General features: G+C 73.2%; 10 protein-coding genes, 2 pseudogenes and 1 riboswitch. Of the genes and pseudogenes, 7 read left to right on the top strand and 5 right to left on the bottom strand.

The annotated features are described in order from the left end of the window. Positions 1-69: 69 nt before the first annotated feature. Positions 70-981, top strand: a pseudogene (locus tag ACIO9J_RS22285) (helix-turn-helix domain-containing protein); the annotation flags it as partial. Positions 982-1,019: 38 nt separating this feature from the next. On the opposite strand, the gene ACIO9J_RS22280 reads toward ACIO9J_RS22285, so the two are convergent. Then, a complete protein-coding gene (locus tag ACIO9J_RS22280; RefSeq protein WP_402003556.1) occupies positions 1,020-2,339 on the bottom strand; it encodes an LCP family protein in 1,320 nt (439 codons plus the stop codon). Between the two features lie 313 nt (positions 2,340-2,652). Here ACIO9J_RS22280 and ACIO9J_RS22275 point away from each other — a divergent pair, with 313 nt between their 5' ends. Next, positions 2,653-3,072 (top strand): DUF4190 domain-containing protein, encoded by a 420-nt coding sequence (locus ACIO9J_RS22275; RefSeq protein WP_402002119.1) that lies wholly within the window; start codon positions 2,653-2,655, stop codon positions 3,070-3,072. A gap of 12 nt (positions 3,073-3,084) precedes the next feature. Here ACIO9J_RS22275 and ACIO9J_RS22270 read toward each other — a convergent pair whose 3' ends face one another. Beyond that, a complete protein-coding gene (locus ACIO9J_RS22270) occupies positions 3,085-4,551 on the bottom strand; it encodes a hypothetical protein (protein ID WP_402002116.1) in 1,467 nt (488 codons plus the stop codon). Positions 4,552-4,832: 281 nt separating this feature from the next. Next, a riboswitch (cobalamin riboswitch) is annotated at positions 4,833-4,989 on the top strand. 242 nt (positions 4,990-5,231) lie between these two features. On the opposite strand from ACIO9J_RS22270, the gene ACIO9J_RS22265 reads away from it, so the two are divergent. The 5 genes from ACIO9J_RS22265 to ACIO9J_RS22245 are packed head-to-tail and all read left to right on the top strand — an operon-like array spanning position 5,232 to position 12,593. Continuing rightward, complete coding sequence (locus ACIO9J_RS22265; protein WP_402003553.1) at positions 5,232-7,907, top strand: prenyltransferase/squalene oxidase repeat-containing protein; 2,676 nt, start codon at positions 5,232-5,234, stop codon at positions 7,905-7,907. Continuing rightward, on the top strand, positions 7,904-8,836 hold the full coding sequence (locus ACIO9J_RS22260; RefSeq protein ID WP_402002113.1) for a hypothetical protein: 933 nt from the start codon (positions 7,904-7,906) through the stop codon (positions 8,834-8,836). Before ACIO9J_RS22265 ends, ACIO9J_RS22260 begins: the two co-directional genes overlap by 4 nt. A gap of 3 nt (positions 8,837-8,839) precedes the next feature. Further along, entirely contained in the window at positions 8,840-10,036 is a 1,197-nt protein-coding gene (locus ACIO9J_RS22255; RefSeq protein WP_402002110.1) for an energy-coupling factor transporter transmembrane component T, read from the top strand. Then, positions 10,033-11,724: an ABC transporter ATP-binding protein gene (locus ACIO9J_RS22250; RefSeq protein ID WP_402002107.1), complete on the top strand. Its 1,692-nt coding sequence runs from the start codon at positions 10,033-10,035 to the stop codon at positions 11,722-11,724. Before ACIO9J_RS22255 ends, ACIO9J_RS22250 begins: the two co-directional genes overlap by 4 nt. Then, complete coding sequence (locus ACIO9J_RS22245; RefSeq protein ID WP_402002104.1) at positions 11,721-12,593, top strand: ECF transporter S component; 873 nt, start codon at positions 11,721-11,723, stop codon at positions 12,591-12,593. Before ACIO9J_RS22250 ends, ACIO9J_RS22245 begins: the two co-directional genes overlap by 4 nt. On the opposite strand, the gene ACIO9J_RS22240 is transcribed toward ACIO9J_RS22245, so the two are convergent. The 3 genes and pseudogenes from ACIO9J_RS22240 to ACIO9J_RS22230 all read right to left on the bottom strand — a co-directional run bounded on the left by ACIO9J_RS22240 (position 12,535) and on the right by ACIO9J_RS22230 (position 16,207). Beyond that, on the bottom strand, positions 12,535-13,692 hold the full coding sequence (locus ACIO9J_RS22240) for a bifunctional 2-methylcitrate synthase/citrate synthase (RefSeq protein ID WP_402003551.1): 1,158 nt from the start codon (positions 13,690-13,692) through the stop codon (positions 12,535-12,537). The genes ACIO9J_RS22245 and ACIO9J_RS22240 overlap by 59 nt on opposite strands. Positions 13,693-13,751: 59 nt before the next feature. Further along, complete coding sequence (prpB, locus tag ACIO9J_RS22235) at positions 13,752-14,657, bottom strand: methylisocitrate lyase (RefSeq protein ID WP_402002101.1); 906 nt, start codon at positions 14,655-14,657, stop codon at positions 13,752-13,754. After that, positions 14,657-16,207: pseudogene (locus ACIO9J_RS22230) on the bottom strand (MmgE/PrpD family protein). The gene prpB and the pseudogene ACIO9J_RS22230 overlap by 1 nt, the downstream one beginning before the upstream one ends. Positions 16,208-16,247 lie beyond the last annotated feature (40 nt).

Genomic DNA, 16,247 nt, shown 5'->3' with positions numbered 1-16,247 from the left:
ACCTGAGTCTGTCGTCGGCGGCCGACGACCGTGAGTGGCAGCAATGCCATCGCCCGTACACTTTCGGACATGCCCCTTGTCGCCCTGGCCGTCTCACCCGGAGTTCCGCACTTCGAGCTCGCCTCGGCCTGCGAGGTGTTCGGCGTCGACCGCTCCGACCTCGTGGATCCCTGGTACGACTTCACCGTCTGCGGGCCGGGCCCCGTCTCGCTCGGCGGCCGCTTCCGGCTCGAACCCGATGCCGGACTCGACCACCTCGCGCACGCGGACACCGTGATCGTCCCGGCGTGCGCCGATCCGGACGAGGATCCGCCCACCGACCTGGTCGACGCCGTCCGTGCCGCGCACGACGCGGGCGCCCGGGTGGCGTCCCTGTGCACGGGCGCGTTCGTCCTGGCCGCCGCGGGCCTGCTGGACGGGCGGCGTGCCACCACGCACTGGTGGCACGCGTCGGCGCTGGCCGCCAAGTACCCGCGCTTGGAGGTCGATCCGGACGTCCTCTACGTCGACCACGGCAGCGTTCTCACCTCGGCGGGGAAGGCGGCCGCGATGGACCTGTGCCTGCACCTGGTCCGCCTGGACCACGGCTCGGCCGTCGCCAATCAGGTCGCGCGCCGCCTCGTCGTACCGCCCCACCGGGCGGGCGGCCAGGCCCAGTTCGTCAGCACGCCGCTGCCCGAGCGCCCCGACCATCCCCTCGGCGCGGTGATCGCCTGGGCGATGGAGCGGCTCGACCAGCCGCTCACCGTGGCGGACCTGGCCCGCGAGGCGCACATGAGCTCACGTCACCTGGCGCGCGTGTTCTCCGACGTCACCGGCACGACTCCGCTGCGCTGGCTGCTGAACCAACGCGTCCAGCGTGCCCAGCAACTCCTCGAAACCACCGACGACACCGTCGACATGATCGCCGAGACCACCGGCATGGGCACGGCCACGACGCTGCGCCGCCACTTCAACCGCTCGGTGGGTGTGCCGCCGGACGCCTATCGGCGCACGTTCCGGAGAGGCGGGGCGCCTGTTCACCTCAGTCCTTCGAACTCCTTGCCCACCGTGAGCGTCACGACGCCGGGTTCGGCGTCGGCGGAGTCGTCGGCCCCGGCACGGACGCCGGGCAGGCGTGAGGCGAGCACGTCGGCCTTGCCCTTGGCGCCCTGGGAGTAGCCGACCTTGGTGGTGCGGGACTCGGCGGGCGCGTTGCCGGTGGCGGTGACGGTGAAGCCCGCTTCGCGCAGTTGCTTGGCGACCTCGGCCGCGCGGCCCGGCTCGCCGGTTCCGTTGAGGACGCGGACGCCCACGGTCGAGGCGTAGACCGGCTTCTTCGCTGCCTTCTCCAGCGCCTTCTTCCGGTCCTTGCCGACCTCCTTGTCCTTGGCCAGGGAGGTGAACAGATCGGCGGCCTGCGGGAACTGCCAGCTCACGTTCGCCCTGTCCGACGGCACGTCGGCCTCGCGCGGGTAGTTGGGCACGGTGAGGAAGGTCAGCCGGTCCTTGGGGATGCCCTTGAGTTCGGAGGCGAGGCCGTAGAGCGGCTTGATGCCGGCCAGGGACTTGTCCGTGGTGAGGGAGTCCGTGGCGGACTGCAGGAATCCGTAGAGGGCCTTGGGGTTGGTGAGCTTGGACTGGGCCTTCGCGGCCAGCGCGTCCATGAACTCCTGCTGGCGGCCGATGCGGCCGAGGTCGGAGCCGTCGCCGACGCTGTAGCGGGTGCGTACGTAGCCCAGCGCCTTCTCGTCCTTCACCGTCTGGCAGCCCGCCTCCATGTCGAGGTGCGCCTTCTTGTCGTGGATCGCCTGCTCGGGGCAGACCTCGATGCCGTCGAGGGCATTGACCATGCCCTTGAAGCCTTGGAAGTCGATGGACATGAAGTGGTCCATGCGCAGGCCCGTGCGCGCCTCGATCGTCTTTATGGTGCAGGCCGCCGCGCTGGCGACCTCGCCGGTGCTGCCGCCGATCGAGAACGCCTCGTTGATCTTGAAGTGGTGGGCGGGTGCCTTGCTGCCGTTGCCCTTGTCACAGGTGGGGATCTGCACCCAGGAGTCGCGCGGGAAGGAGACGACGGTGGCCCACTCACGGTCGGCGGGGATGTGCACGACCATCAGCGTGTCCGACTGCATGGTCGTCAGGTCCTTGCCGTACTTGGCGTTGGCGCCGTCACGGCTGTCCGATCCGACGACCAGGATGTTCTTCGAACCAGGGCTGAGGTTCTCGGGACGGTCGCCGCCGAGCTTGTTGTCGACGTCCGCGGCGTTGATGTTGTTGTCGAGATCCGTGTATATCCACGCGCCGATCCCGGCCACCGCGAGGATCAGGACGGAGAAGGTCCCCGCGACCCAGAACAGGATCCGTCCCCGCCGCGTCAGCCGGGTGGAGCGCCCTTTGGCGGCACCGCGCGCACCGCGCCGCGCACCGCCCCCCGTACCGCCCCGACCCTGACCACGCCTACGTGCGCCCGTCCCACCCACCCGCGAACCTCCAGATCTCGCCCGTCACACGACTGTCGCACGGCATCACAGATCACCCGATCGAGTCGAATGCCGGAACTCTACAGTCTTGTAGAACTAAGTGATCCGGAGCCGCGTAGCATCCCTCTTCGGCGAAAATCACCAGGAGCAAGCTGTGGGCAACTTACCTGGGGAACCTGAAGGAGCGGCAGTGAAAGGTGTGCCAGTGCGCACGCGGGACGAGCGGGCACGGGACAACGGGGCACGGGGCGAAGGCCTTCAGGGCAATCCGGGTCAGGCCGCCGAACGGCCTCTCGGCGGCCGCAACCGCACCGCGCGGGTCAGCGGCTTCTTCGCCCTCGGCGGTGTCGCCCTCCTCGGCAACTTCGCCACCGGCATCGCCTGGATCAACCCCGGCGTCTTCCTCACCCTGGCCGCCCTGTCCGCCCTCGTCGCCATCCCCACGGGCCACGTCGCCCGCTTCCGGGGCCGCCGTCTCGCCGGCGAGGGCCGCGGGCTCGCCCTCGCCGGGATCCTGACCGGCTGGCTGGTGCTGCTGGTCTGCGCGGTGGCGGTGCTCGCCTTCGTCGGGCTTATCGCCGGACTCGCGGTCCTCTCGGACGGCTCCTGACCGCGCGGGCCGTCAGCCTCCGTAGCGCAGCGCGATCGTGTCGCCCGCGCCGATCACCGTGGCACGGCTCGCCGCGCCGGACGCCGCACCGTCGACGCTCGACCGCCACTGCGAACTGCCGTTGTTCGTCTTGCCGTTCAGGGATGTGACAGCGCCCGCGCCGCTGCTCGGGGTGAGCCCCGTGACACAGCCCGCGGGGGTGGCGGAGGCCCCCGCCGCGTCGAGGACGGCACCGAGCGTCGTGGTCGTGGCGTCCGGCGTGAAGGCGACGGAGCAGACCTTCAGCGCGGTGCCGTCGTCGACCGTCAGGGCGAGGCTGGTGCGGGTGCCGGGGGTGAAGGCGTCGGTGGCCGTCCAGCGCGGGGCGCCCGCGGTGGCCGGCGTCGGCGGCGCCGTCGCGAAGCCGCCGCCCGCGACCGCGCGCAGGCCGTCGATCGAGGCGTACGCGGAGGGCACGGTGTCGGTGGGCAGGTACTTGAAGCCGCCGCCCGGCTTGAACTGCTGGGCGATCAGGAAGTCCACCGGGGTCTTGCCCGCCCGGGTGAGGAAGTCTCCGGTCTGCGGGTTGATGCCGCAGGCGTTGAGGCCGGAGACCGCCCAGCCGTTGGAGTCCGTGTTCGCGCCGAACATCGCGTCGAAGGCACCGGAGTTGTTGATGAGCTTCGACTTGAGGAAGCCCTTGGCCTTGGTGACGGCCGGGTCGGTGGCGGGCACCCCGGACACGCACAGGGAGGCCATGGCGGCGCCGGTCATGTCGATGTCGCTGGGCTTGGCCAGCGCGTCGGGGTCGCCCTCGGCCTTGCTGAAGTTCCACCCGCCGTCATCGTGCTGGTTGGCCCGCACCGTACCGACGGAGCGGTCGAGCAGGGCCTGGGGGACGCGCTGGGCGCCGGACGGCGTCTTGGCCCCCGCGAGCGCGAGCAGCGCGAAGACCGTGCCGTTGAAGTTGGCGGGCGAACCCCAGTAGCCCGGCGCGGAGTTCTGCCAGTACGCGTAGGTGTCGGCGATCAGGTTGCGGCTCGCGGAGACCCGGGCCGGGTCGATCCCCGCGGAGTAGGCGTTGATGATGCCGCGCTCGAAGTCGGTGACCACCGGCGAGCTGCCGGGCCAGGCCGGGTCGGCCAGGTGGGCCCGGTAGACGGTACGGGCGTTCTTCGTGGTGTCGCCGTTCGGCGTGACGTCGACGGCGGCGGTGCCCGCGGCGGCGAGGGCGGAGAACGCCCACTCGTTGGACAGGCCCGCGCCCGCGTAGGAGCCGTCGGCTCCCTGGAGGGATCTGAGATAGGTCACGCCGTTGGTCTTGGAGGTGGCTATCTGGCCGGGCGAGGCCGTCGCCGCGGCGGGCACCGCCGTCAGGGCGAGCGCCGTGAGCGCGGCGGGCACGGACAGCAGGGCGCGGCGGGCCGCGGAGGTCGTGGCGGGGCGTGCGGTGGGCACGGCGGAGCAGGCGGAAGTCAGGGCGGAGTGCGTGGAGTTCATGGCGGGGTGCTCCCGGGAAGAGGGGGCGTCGGCCGCACATCCGTCACCGACGCGTCCCGCGTACGCACGGCGTACGAGGGAGCGGGCGGGGACGACACGTGGCCGTCGCCCGAGCGCGTGATGCGACGTCCTTGATTGCAGGGCCGGTCGGGCATTCGGGCTCGTCCCGGCCCCCCGGCCGGTCCACACCGCTGCGCGTCAGCTCTGGACTCCCACCAGATTCCCCCGCTCGGCAGCACGGGAGGTTACTCGAACCTCACAGGTCCCGCACACCCTTGTCACCTCATTCGCAACTGTGCTCTAATTCGCCCGAATCTGAACTCAGTTACCAGGGGAAGCCGGTCGAAGTCCGGCGCTGACCCGCAACCGTAGGTTCGCCGAGCACCTCAAGTGCCCGGCGGGCGAGCCGGATTACCTGGACCGAGGCACGAAACGACTGACGCCGTCGCGGACTACGGTGTGGTACGGACGGTTCCCGACGCGGGCTTCGGCCCTCGGACCGGCTGATCACATGAACCCCGCCACGGCCGAGGCCCAGGGGGGCAGTGGTGGGGCAGAGAGCCGGGAGTCCGGGCCGGGGCGTGCGCGCGAGATGCGTGTCGCTGCTGTGTGCGGCCGCCGTGGCGGTGGGCGGCGGGACACTGCTCATCGGCCGCGCCACCCCCGCGGCCGCCGATCCGATGGCGAAGTGCACGGCCACCAAGGGCGCGGTCGTCGCGGTGGACTTCGGCGACTGGGGCGGCGGTGTCGTCCGCGGCTGCGACGCCACCCCGACCACCGGCTACGACCTGCTGCACGAGGCCGGTTTCAGCACCACGGGGACCGAGCACGACGGCCCCGCCTTCATCTGCCGCCTCGGCCACGCGGACTTCGACTCCGGCAAGCGCTACCCCGCCCCGGCCCAGGAGGCGTGCAAGCTGACGCCGCCCGCCTCCGCCTACTGGTCGTACTGGATCGCGCCGCGCGGCCAGGACTACTGGACGTACAGCCCGCTCGGCGCGATGAGCCAGCGGCCGAAGAACGGGTCGGTGGAGGCCTGGGTGTTCGGCGCGACGGACCCGGACGGCACCAGCGGAGGACCCTCGTTCACGCCCGCCCAGGTCCGGGCGGGCGGCGGGACCGACCCCGGCGACAACCCGCCCGACGTCGAGCCCGGCGAGGTGGACCTCAAGGCGGCGGACGCCTGGCTCAGGAGCCGCCTCACCGACGGCGACCACGTCCGTGACGAGGGTGCGGAAGGCCCGGAGGGCGCCAACCTGTACCAGACGGCGCACACCGCACTCGCGCTCGCCGCGTCCGGCGGCAAGAGCGACACCCTGAACAGGACACGCGCCTATCTGGCAGCGCGCACCGAGGAGTTCGCCTATCCGCGGGGCACCGACAAGGCCCCCGACCCGGCGGGCGCGGCCCTGCTCGCGCTGCTCGCCGAGAGCACCGGGGGCGACCCGCACTCCTTCGGCGGGCACAACCTCGTGGGCGACCTCGGCAAGAGCGTGTGCACCTCCGGGGGCACCTCCGACTGCGTCGGCAAGGGCGACTTCCCCGGTGTGGGCGACGTGGAGACCCAGGCCCTCGCCGTGCTCGCGCTGCACCGCGCGGGCCGCAGGATCCCCGCCGACGCCGTCACCCGGGTCGCCGCCCACCTGTGCAAGGACGGCGGCTTCAGCCCGACGCTGATCCGGGACGGCGACACCTGCACCTACAGCGACCCCGCCACCACCCCGTACGCGATCATCGCCCTCCAGCAGGCGGGCGGCCACTCCGACGTGGTGGCCAAGGCCCGCAAGAGCCTGCGCGCCGCCCAGCTGCCCAGCGGGGCCTTCGGCGCGTACGCGGGGGTGACCGAAGGCGACGTGAACGCCACCGCCAAGTCCGCCCAGGCCCTGCGGCTGCTCGGCGACACGGTGCGCGCGGACGCCGCGGTGTCCTGGCTCTCCCGGCAGCAGACGAAGTCCGGCGGCTTCGGCTTCGATCAGGGCGCGAGCGATCCGGAGCTCTATCCCACCTGGGCCGCCGTCGTCGCCGGAGCGCGCACCAGCCTGGCGGCGCTCACGGCGAAGGACCCGACGCGGCCGCCGACGACCGACCCGACGGACCCGACCGACCCGACCGACCCGCCGACCGGCGGCCCGAACCCGCCCTGGCAGCCCGGGGAAGGCCCCGACCTGAAGAAGGGCACCGCGTACCTCACCGCGGCGTCCCGCCTCAAGAAGGGTCACTACTACGAGAACGTCGCGGGGACCGGGTTCGCCGACTACGGCCTGACCATCGACGGCGGCTACGCCCTCGCGGCCACAGGGCACGACGACGAGGCGCTGCGCGGCATCGTCGACTTCCTCGACGGCCGGGGCAAGGACGGCTCGACACCGGGCCGTTCCGTCAACGACTGGACGGGCGTGGGCACTTCGCACGCCGCGGGCGGCTCGCTCGGCAAGGTGGCGGTGCTCGCGCAGACCGTCGGCCGCGATCCGCGGAAGTTCGCGGGCCAGGACCTGATCGCGGCGCTCGACAAGGCGGTGTGCGAGGCGCCGAGCCGGGCTCCGGACCGCAGCTGCCCCGCCAAGGGCGCGTACACGTACGCCCCTTCGGTGTTCTCGCAGTCCCTCGGCGTCATCGCCCAACTGCGGGCCGGTGAGAAGGCGTCGGCGGCCGCACCCGTCGCGTATCTGCGCGGTCTTCAGCACTCCTCCGGCGCCTGGCCCAGCCTCATTCCCTCGACCGGCGACTCCGAGGTGGACTCCACCGCGATGGCCGCCATGGCCCTCGACCTGGTGCAGGACGCCGCGTCCGAGAAGGCGGTCGACAAGGCGCTCGCCTGGATCGCCACCAAGCAGCTTCCCGGCGGCGGCTTCCCCGGCGCTTCGGGCAACTCCGTCAACTCGGCGGCCCTCGCGGTGCAGGGGCTCTCCCTGGACGCGGCGAAGTACGGCGACGAGATCAAGAAGGCCCGCAAGTTCCTCGCCGGACAGCAGAACGCGGACGGCGGCCTGAACGTCGCGGCGGGCGGCCAGCGCGGCTCGGACGTGCGCGCCTCCACCCAGGGCCTGGGCGGGGCGGTCGGCACCTCGTTCGGCACGCTCGCCAGGGACCTGGACGGCACGACGCCCCAGCCGCCCGGCGACGGCGGCCCCTCCGCCGGCGGACCGTCCGGCGGTGCGACGCCCGACATCGTCACGCCCGGCGAGGACGGACCCGGCGATCCCTCGGCCGGCGGCCCCTCGCCCGACGGCGCGCTCGCTTCGACCGGCGCTCAACTGGCGGGAGTCGCGCTGGCCGCCGTCGCCCTGTGCCTCGCCGGGTGGCGCACGGTCGTCGTCGCCCGCCGCCGCAGCGCCACCACAGGAGGCCACCAGTGATCCCCCGCGTCCTGCGCACCCTCGCGAGCGCGGCCTGCGCCCTGACCCTGACCGCCGCGGCCCTCACCGCGACGGCCGCCCCCGCCGGTGCCGCTCCCCAGCCCATGGGGCGGTGCACCACCAGCTCGGGCGCCGTGCTCGCGGTCGACTTCAGCGACTGGGGCGGGCCGATCCTGCGCTCCTGCGGCAGCACCCCGACCACCGGCTACGAACTGCTCAACCAGGGCGGCTGGCGCACCACGGGCACCGGCCACGACGGCCCCGCGTTCATCTGCCGGATCGGCTACAGCGGCTACAAGGGCGGCAAGCAGTTCCCGACGGCCGCGCAGGACGACTGCGTCCTGACGCCGCCCGCCTCCGCGTACTGGTCGTACTGGCACGCCGACCCGGGCGAGAACACCTGGGAGTACAGCCAGTTGGGCGCCATGCTCTACAAGCCTCGGCCGGGCAGCGTCGACCTGTGGATCTTCGGCGGCACGAACATCGAGGGCACCGAGGGCCGCCCCACCGTCAGCCCTGACCAGCTGCGCGCCCGCAACGCCCGGCCCACCGGCGGCAAGGCCCGCGCCCCGTACGAGAACAAGACGTCCGCGCCGCTGCCGCCCGACGTCGACACCGGACCCGCGCCGGAACGGCCCGTCCAGGAGAAGCCCGCGCCGCCGCGCCCCGAGCGCAGCAAGCCGCCGAAGCCGTCCCGCTCCCCTTCCCCCTCGCCCTCCGACTCCGCCTCGCCCACCCCGTCGGCCTCCGCGTCCGCCGGGGCGCAGGCCGCGCCGAAGCCGTCCACCGAGGTCGTCGACGCGGCACCGGCCGCCGACGCGGCGCACGACGCGGGCTCGTACGCACCGGCCGCCGTGACCGGCGCGCTCGTCCTGCTCATCGGGGGTGCGGCCGTGTACACGGCCAGGCGCCGCCGCCGTACGGAGTAGCCGGTGCGCGAGCGTACGGCCCCCGCGGTCGCCGCCGCGCCGCGGGAGGCGGGCGGGCGGCGCCTGCCGCGCACCCTGCACCCGCTGGCGTGGTGGGTGTGGGCGCTGGCCCTGGCGACCGCGGTCAGCAGGACCAACAACCCACTGCTTCTCCTTCTCGTGCTCGCGGTCCTCGGCTATGTGATCAGCGTGCGCCGCACCGAGGCGCCCTGGGCGCGCGGCTTCAAGTACTACCTGTATCTGGCGCTCACCGTCGTCGCGATCCGGGTGGTGTTCCGCGCGGTCTTCGCCACCGGCATCACCCCTCACGACCACTTCCTGTTCGCGCTTCCGCACATCCCCACCCCCGACTGGTACGCGGGCATCCAACTGGGCGGCCCCGTCTCGCTGGAGGCGGTGCTCTCCGCCGCCGTGGACGGGCTGCGGCTCGCCTGCATGCTGTGCTGCGTCGGCGCGGCCAACACCCTGGCCAACCCGAAGCGGGCGCTGCGCGTGCTGCCCGGCGCGCTGCACGAACTCGGGGTCGCCGTCACCGTGTCCATCAGCGTCGCGCCTCAACTGGTGCAGAGCGTCCAGCGGGTGCACCGGGCGCGGCGCCTGCGGGCGGGCCGCACCAAGGGGATGCGGGCGCTGCGCGGCATCGTGGTGCCGGTCCTTGAGGACGCGCTCGAACGGTCCTTGCGGCTGGCCGCCGCCATGGACTCGCGCGGCTACGGGCGTGCGGGCACGGCGACACGCCGTTCCCGGCGGCTGACCGGCGCGCTGATGCTCCTGGGCATGTGCGGGCTGTGCGCGGGAGCGTACGGGCTGCTCGACGCGACCGCGCCGCGGCTGCTCGGGTTCCCCGCGCTGGGGGCCGGTGCCGTCCTGTGCGTGGCCGGGCTACGGCTCGGCGGGCGGCGGGTCGCGCGGACCACCTACCGGCCCGACCCGTGGCGGTTCGAGGAGTGGGCGGTGGCGGGCTGCGGCGTCCTGTCGGCCGTGCTCCTGTTCACCAATGTCGGGTTCGACGCGGCGGAGCTCAACCCGTCGATCTACCCGCTCAGTTGGCCGACGCTGCCGATGGTCCCCGCCGCCGCGATCCTGCTCGCGGGCGCCGCCGGATTCCTCGCGCCGCCGCCGCTGCCGCTGTCCGTCCCCGCACCCGTCACCGCGCCGCGCACCACCGTCCCGCGCCCCGAGAAAGCCACCGCCAAGTGATCACCTTCGACCACGTCACCGTCGCCTACGACGACCGGGCGGAGCCCGTCCTGCGCGATGTCGACCTCACCGTCGACGAGGGCGAGCTCTGCCTCGTCGTCGGCCCCACCGGCGTCGGCAAATCGACCCTGCTCGGCACCGTCAACGGTCTGGTCCCGCACTTCACCGGCGGCACCCTGTACGGCACGGTGACCGTCGACGGACGCGACACCGCGGGGCATCCGCCCAGGGAGCTCGCCGACGTCGTGGGCGTGGTGGGACAGGACCCCCTCGACGGTTTCGTCACCGACACCGTGGAGGAGGAACTCGCCTACGCGATGGAGCAGTTGGCGGTGCCGCCGGAGACCATGCGCAAGCGCGTCGAGGAGACCCTCGATCTGCTGGGCCTGGCCGAGCTGCGCCACCGGGCCCTGCACGAGCTGTCCGGCGGGCAGCAGCAGCGCGTCGCCATCGGGTCCGTGCTCACCACCCACCCGCGCGTCCTGGTCCTGGACGAGCCGACCTCGGCGCTCGACCCGACGGCCGCCGAGGAGGTGCTCGCCGCGATCACCCGTCTCGTCCACGACCTCGGCGTCACCGTGCTGCTCGCCGAGCACCGTCTGGAGCGGGTCGTGCAGTACGCGGACCGGGTCCTGCACCTCGCGGGCGACGGGCGGGTCGAAGCGGGCCCGCCCGCATCGATGTTCCGCACCGCGCGGGTCGCTCCCCCGGTCGTCGAACTCGGCCGCAGGGCCGGCTGGGACCCGCTGCCCCTCTCGGTCCGTGACGCGCGGCGCGCCGCGGCACCGCTGCGCGCCCTGCTTGCCGACGCGCCGGTGCCGCCCGCGCGGCCACCGGCCCCCGCCGCACCGGACGCGCGCCCGCGGCTGCTCGACGCGCGCGGGGTCAGCGTCCTGTACCGGGGCCAGGCCCTGCCCGCCGTGCGCGAGGTCGATCTGGAACTGCGCGGCGGCGAGACGGTCGCGCTGATGGGGCGCAACGGTTCGGGCAAGTCGTCGCTGCTGTGGGCGCTCCAGGGCTCCGGGCACCGCACCGACGGCACCGTGCGCGTGACGCCGTGGGGCACGGCCGACGACGGGCGCCCCGCCCGCGCCCACGATCCGGGCGCCGTCTCGCCCACCCGGGCCAGGCGCCTGGTCGGCCTGGTCCCGCAGACCCCGACCGACCTGCTCTATCTGGAGAGCGTGCGGCAGGAGCTCGACCAGGCCGACGCCGAGTCCGCCACCGAGGGCGGCGGCGGTCCCGGTGCCCGCGACATCCTGGACCGGCTCGCGCCGGGTATCGCGGACGCCACGCATCCGCGCGATCTGTCCGAGGGCCAGAAGCTCGCCCTGGTCCTGGCGATCCAGCTGTCCGCGGCCCCGGGCGTCGTCCTCCTCGACGAGCCGACGCGCGGCCTGGACTACCGCGCCAAGACCCGGCTCGGCGACATCCTCGACACGCTGGCCGAGGAGGGCAGGGCCGTCGTGGTCTCCACGCACGACGTGGAGTTCGTCGCACGGACCGCCGACCGGGTGGTGGTGCTCGCGGAGGGCGAGACGGTCGCGGACGGCCCGGCCGCCGAAGTGATCGTCTCCTCACCGGTGTTCGCCCCACAGGTGGCCAAAGTCCTGGCACCTTTGCCCTACTTGACGGTGAATCAGGCGGCGGAAGCGCTGACAGCGGCCGAGCAGGAGGCAGCGCGGTGAGCGAGGTCCCGGTGCGGCTGCGCGCCACCGCCATCCGTCTCACGTTCCGCGCCTCCGTGGTCATCACGCTCGCGGCGTTCGTCGGCGTGGTGGCGTTCTTCTGGCCGTTCGTCGTCGCGCCCGGGAAGTTCGGCTCGTCCTACGCTCCCCCGCTCATCTTCGGCGCGCTGCTCGTCCTCGTGCTGTGCGTGGTGATCTCGGAGATCGCCGAGGGCGGCATCAACTCCAAGGCGCTCGCCATGCTCGGCGTGCTCTCCGCCGTCAACGCGGCCGTCCGCCCGCTCGGCGCGGGCACCGCGGGCATCGAGACCGTCTTCTTCATCCTCGTCCTCGCGGGCCGCGTCTTCGGCCCCGGCTTCGGCTTCACCCTCGGCTGTACGTCCCTGTTCGCCTCCGCCCTCATCACGGGCGGCGTCGGGCCCTGGATGCCGTACCAGATGTTCGGCTGCGCCTTCGTGGGCATGCTGGCCGGGCTGCTGCCGCGCGCCACGGGGCGGCGCGAGGTGCTGCTGCTCGCGGTGTACGGGTCGCTGTCCGGCTATCTCTTCGGCTTCCTGCTCAACCTCTCCTTCTGGCCCTTCTCGCTGGACCCGAACAGTTCCATCGCCTATCTGCCGGGGCTGCCGTTCACCGAGCAGTGGCAGCGGTACATCGCCTTCGACCTGGCGACCTCGCTGGGCTGGGACACCGGCCGCGCGGTCACCAACTTCGTCTGCGTCACGCTGGCGGGCCCCGCGGTGCTCACCGTGTTCCGGCGGGCCGCGCGCAAGGCCCGCTTCCAGGCCCCGATCCGGTTCGCCGCGCCGCAGCTCAAGCGGCAGGGACCGGCCGCTGGGCCCGCCCCGTGTACGCCCCCAACGGACGGATGAGGGCGTTCCTGCCCAGTTGCTCGGTGATGTGGGCGCTCCAGCCGGTGATCCTGCTCATCACGAAGATCGGGGTGAAGGCCGGGGTGTCGAAGCCCATCAGGTGGTAGGCGAGGCCCGCCGGATAGTCGAGGTTCGGGTGGATGTCCTTGCGCCGGAGCATCGCCTCGCGCAGTGCGGTGTGCAGGGCGGCGAGGCGGGCCGTACCGGGGTCCGCGGCGCGCGCGACGAGGCGGTCCGTGGCCTCCTGCATGATCGGGACGCGGGAGTCGCCGTGCCGGTAGACGCGGTGCCCGAAGCCCATGATCTTCCGCTTCGACGCCAGCGCCTCGTCCAGCCACGCCTCGGCCCCTGCCGGGTCGCCGATCTCGTCGAGCATGTGCATCACCGCCTCGTTGGCGCCGCCGTGCAGCGGGCCCTTGAGCGCGCCGATGGCGGCGGTGACCGCGCTGTAGAGGTCGGAGAGCGTGGAGGTGACCACGCGCGCGGTGAACGTCGAGGCGTTGAAGCTGTGTTCGGCGTAGAGGATGAGCGAGATCTCGAAGCAGCGGACGACCTCGGGGTCGGGGACGCGTCCGAAGCACATGTGGAAGAAGTTCTCCGCGTAGCCGAGCGACGGGTCGGGCGGGATCGGTGCGAGGCCGCGCCGACGGCGCTGGTCGGCGGCGACCACGACAGGAAGGCGGGCCAGGAGCGTCAGGGACTTGGTGAGGCCGGCGCCGCGTGAGCCGTCGTCCTCGGTGGGGTCCTCCGCTCCGAGGAAGCTCACCGCGGTGCGCAGGACGTCCATCGGATGGCAGGTCTCGGGCAGCCGCGCGACGAACTCGTTGGTGGAGCGGTCCAGGGGCCGCAGGGCGCGCTCGCGGGCCCGGAACTCGGCGAGGCTGCGCTCGTCGGGGAGTTCGCCGTGCCACAGCAGGTGGGCCACCTCCTCGAAGGAGCGGTGCGCGGCGAGCTCCTGCACCGGATAGCCGCGGTACGTAAGGGAGTTGGTCTCCTCGATGACGGTGGAGATCTCGGTGGTGTCGACGACGACGCCGGCGAGGCCGCGCCGGACGTCCGGGGCGGCGGGGGCGGGCGTGGGCGTGGGGTGCTGGTTCATGGCGTACTCCGCTGAGGTCATGGCGTACTCCGCCGGGGTCATGGCGTACTCCGCCGGGGTCAGGCGCCCGGGGGCAGGGTGAAGTCGAAGACGGCCCGGTCGGACGCGGCGTACCGCTCGTAGCCGAGGACGTCGTACAGCCGGGAGCGGGTCTGCATGCGCGGCAGCAGGGACTCCTGGGTGCCCTCGGCGGCGAGCGTGCGCAGGCCGTCCTCGACGGCGCCCATCGCCAGGCGGAAGAGGGTGACGGGGTAGAGGGCGATGTTGTAGCCGAGGTTCTCCAGCGTCCGCGCGCCGAGCAGCGGGCTCTTGCCGAACTCGGTCATGTTGGCGAGCAGCGGCACGTCCACGGCGGCGCGGAACGCCTCGAACTCGGCCTCGTCGGCGAGTGCTTCGGGAAAGACGGCGTCGGCGCCCGCGTCGACGTACGCCTTCGCGCGGTCGATCGCCGCGTCGAGCCCTTCGACGGTGCGGGCGTCGGTGCGGGCCATCAGCAGGAAGGCGGGGTCGCGCCGGGCCTCGACTGCGGCCCGCAGGCGGCGTGTCATCTCCTCGCGCGGCACCACGCTCTTGCCGTCGAGATGGCCGCAGCGCTTGGGGTTGACCTGGTCCTCCAGGTGCAGCCCCGCGAGCCCGGCGTCCTCCATCAGCTGCACGGTCCGTGCGGCGTTCAGGGGCTCGCCGAAGCCGGTGTCCGCGTCGATGAGCGCGGGCAGGTCGGTGACGCGGGTGAACTGCGCGGCGCGCGCGGCGATCTCCGTCGACGTGGTGAGGCCGATGTCGGGCAGCGCGAGCTCGGCGGCGAGTACCGCGCCGGACAGGTACACGGCGTCGAAGCCGTGCTCCTGGATGAGCCGGGCCGAGTACGGATTGACCGCGCCCGGCATCCTCAACAGCCGCCCGGACGAAAGCTGTTCGCGCAGCGCGGCCCGGCGCCCGGCAGGTGTGGTGCGGGTGTGCAGCATCAGAACAGGCCCTTCGGGAGCGTCGCGTCGTACGCCGAGACGGCGGCGGTGTCGACGGCGGGGAAGAGCCCGGCGAGGCCTGCCGCGTCGAGCGTGCCGAGCCGTTCCGCCGCGGCCAGGAAGCGGTCCTGGTCGTCGGCGGTGACGACGCCGTCGGTGAGGGTGCGGAACTTGCCGGTGTAGCCGGGGCGCCCGAACGGCCTGGCGCCCGCCGGGTGGGCGTCGGCGACGGCGAGCTCGTCCTCGATGACCGTGCCGTCGTCGAGGGTGATGACGGCACGGCCGCCGAACGCGCGGCGCGCCGGGTCCGGATGGTGGTAGCGACGCGTCCACTCCGCGTCCTCGACGGTGGAGATCTTCCGCCACAGCGCCACCGTCTCCGGACGCCGTGCGCGGTCGGGCGCGTAGGAGTGCTCGTGGTGCCAGCCGCCGTCCTCCAGGGCGACGGCGAGGATGTAGGGCACCGAGTGGTCGAGGGTCTCCCGGCTGGCGTGCGGGTCGTACTTCTGCGGGTCGTTGGCGCCCGAGCCGATGACGTGGTGGGTGTGGTGACTGGTGTGCAGCACCACGGACTTCACCCGCTCCAGGGGCCCGGCCCTGCCCCGCAGCCGCCGGGCCAGGTCGATCACGGCCTGCGCCTGGTACTCGGCGGAGTGCTCCTTGGTGTACGTGTCCAGGATGGCGCGGCGCGGCTCGTCCTACTCCGGCAGCGCCACGGTGTACGCGGCGTCCGGGCCGTCGAGCAGCCAGGCCAGGAAGCCGTCCTCGCCCTCGTAGACCGGCGACGGCGAGCCCTCGCCGCGCATCGCCCGGTCCACGGCCTCGATTGCCGCCTTCCCGGCGAAGGCCGGCGCGTACGCCTTCCAGCTGGAGATCTCGCCCTTGCGCGACTGCCGGGTGGCCGTCGTGGTGTGCACGGCCTGCTGGACGGCCTGGTAGACCGTCCCGGTGTCCAGGCCGAGGAGCGCGCCGATGCCGCAGGCGGTGGCGGCGCTGAGGTGCGCGACGTGGTCGATGCGGTGCTCGTGCAGGCAGATGCCCTTGACCAGGGCGACGTGGATCTCGTACGCGGCGACGATGCCGCGCAGCAGGTCGGCGCCGGTGCGCCCGGTGTGCTGGGCGACGGCGAGCAGCGGCGGGATGTTGTCGCCCGGGTGGGAGTAGTCGGCGGCGAGGAACGTGTCGTGGAAGTCCAGTTCGCGCACGGCGGTGCCGTTGGCCCAGGCCGCCCATTCCGGTGAGACGCGCGTCCCGGGCGGTGCGCCGAAGACGGAGGCGCCGAGGACGGACGCCCCGGAGGAGGCGGCACCAGGAGCCACCGGGTGCGGCAGGGCCTGGGTGCGGGCGACGGCGACGGGGCGGCGGAGCAGGGAGGCGACGGCGACCGCGGCGTTGTCGATGACGCGGTTGACCGTCATCTCGGCGGCCGCCGGATCGAGTCCGGCCGCCTCCTGTGTGCCGGTGGCGACGGCCGCCAGCTTCCAGGCGAGCTGCTCCTCACGGGGCAGCCGGTCGGCACTGGGACGGACGCGTACCTGATGGTCGATCACGGGGCGGGCTCCTCGCGGTGTTCGGTGCGTACGTCTTGCC

This window comes from Streptomyces sp. NPDC087300 (genome assembly GCF_044744425.1).
Taxonomy (GTDB): Bacteria; Actinomycetota; Actinomycetes; order Streptomycetales; family Streptomycetaceae; genus Streptomyces.
This window is presented reverse-complemented; position numbering and strand designations above follow the sequence as displayed.

What these genes read in the sequence shown, in the direction of transcription:
- ACIO9J_RS22270 (WP_402002116.1), bottom strand. Translation starts at nt 4,551, where the DNA reads ATGAACTCCACGCACTCCGCCCTGACTTCCGCCTGCTCCGCCGTGCCC.
- ACIO9J_RS22265 (WP_402003553.1), top strand. Translation starts at nt 5,232, where the DNA reads ATGGCGAAGTGCACGGCCACCAAGGGCGCGGTCGTCGCGGTGGACTTC.
- ACIO9J_RS22240 (WP_402003551.1), bottom strand. Translation starts at nt 13,692, where the DNA reads ATGAACCAGCACCCCACGCCCACGCCCGCCCCCGCCGCCCCGGACGTC.
- prpB (WP_402002101.1), bottom strand. Translation starts at nt 14,657, where the DNA reads ATGCTGCACACCCGCACCACACCTGCCGGGCGCCGGGCCGCGCTGCGC.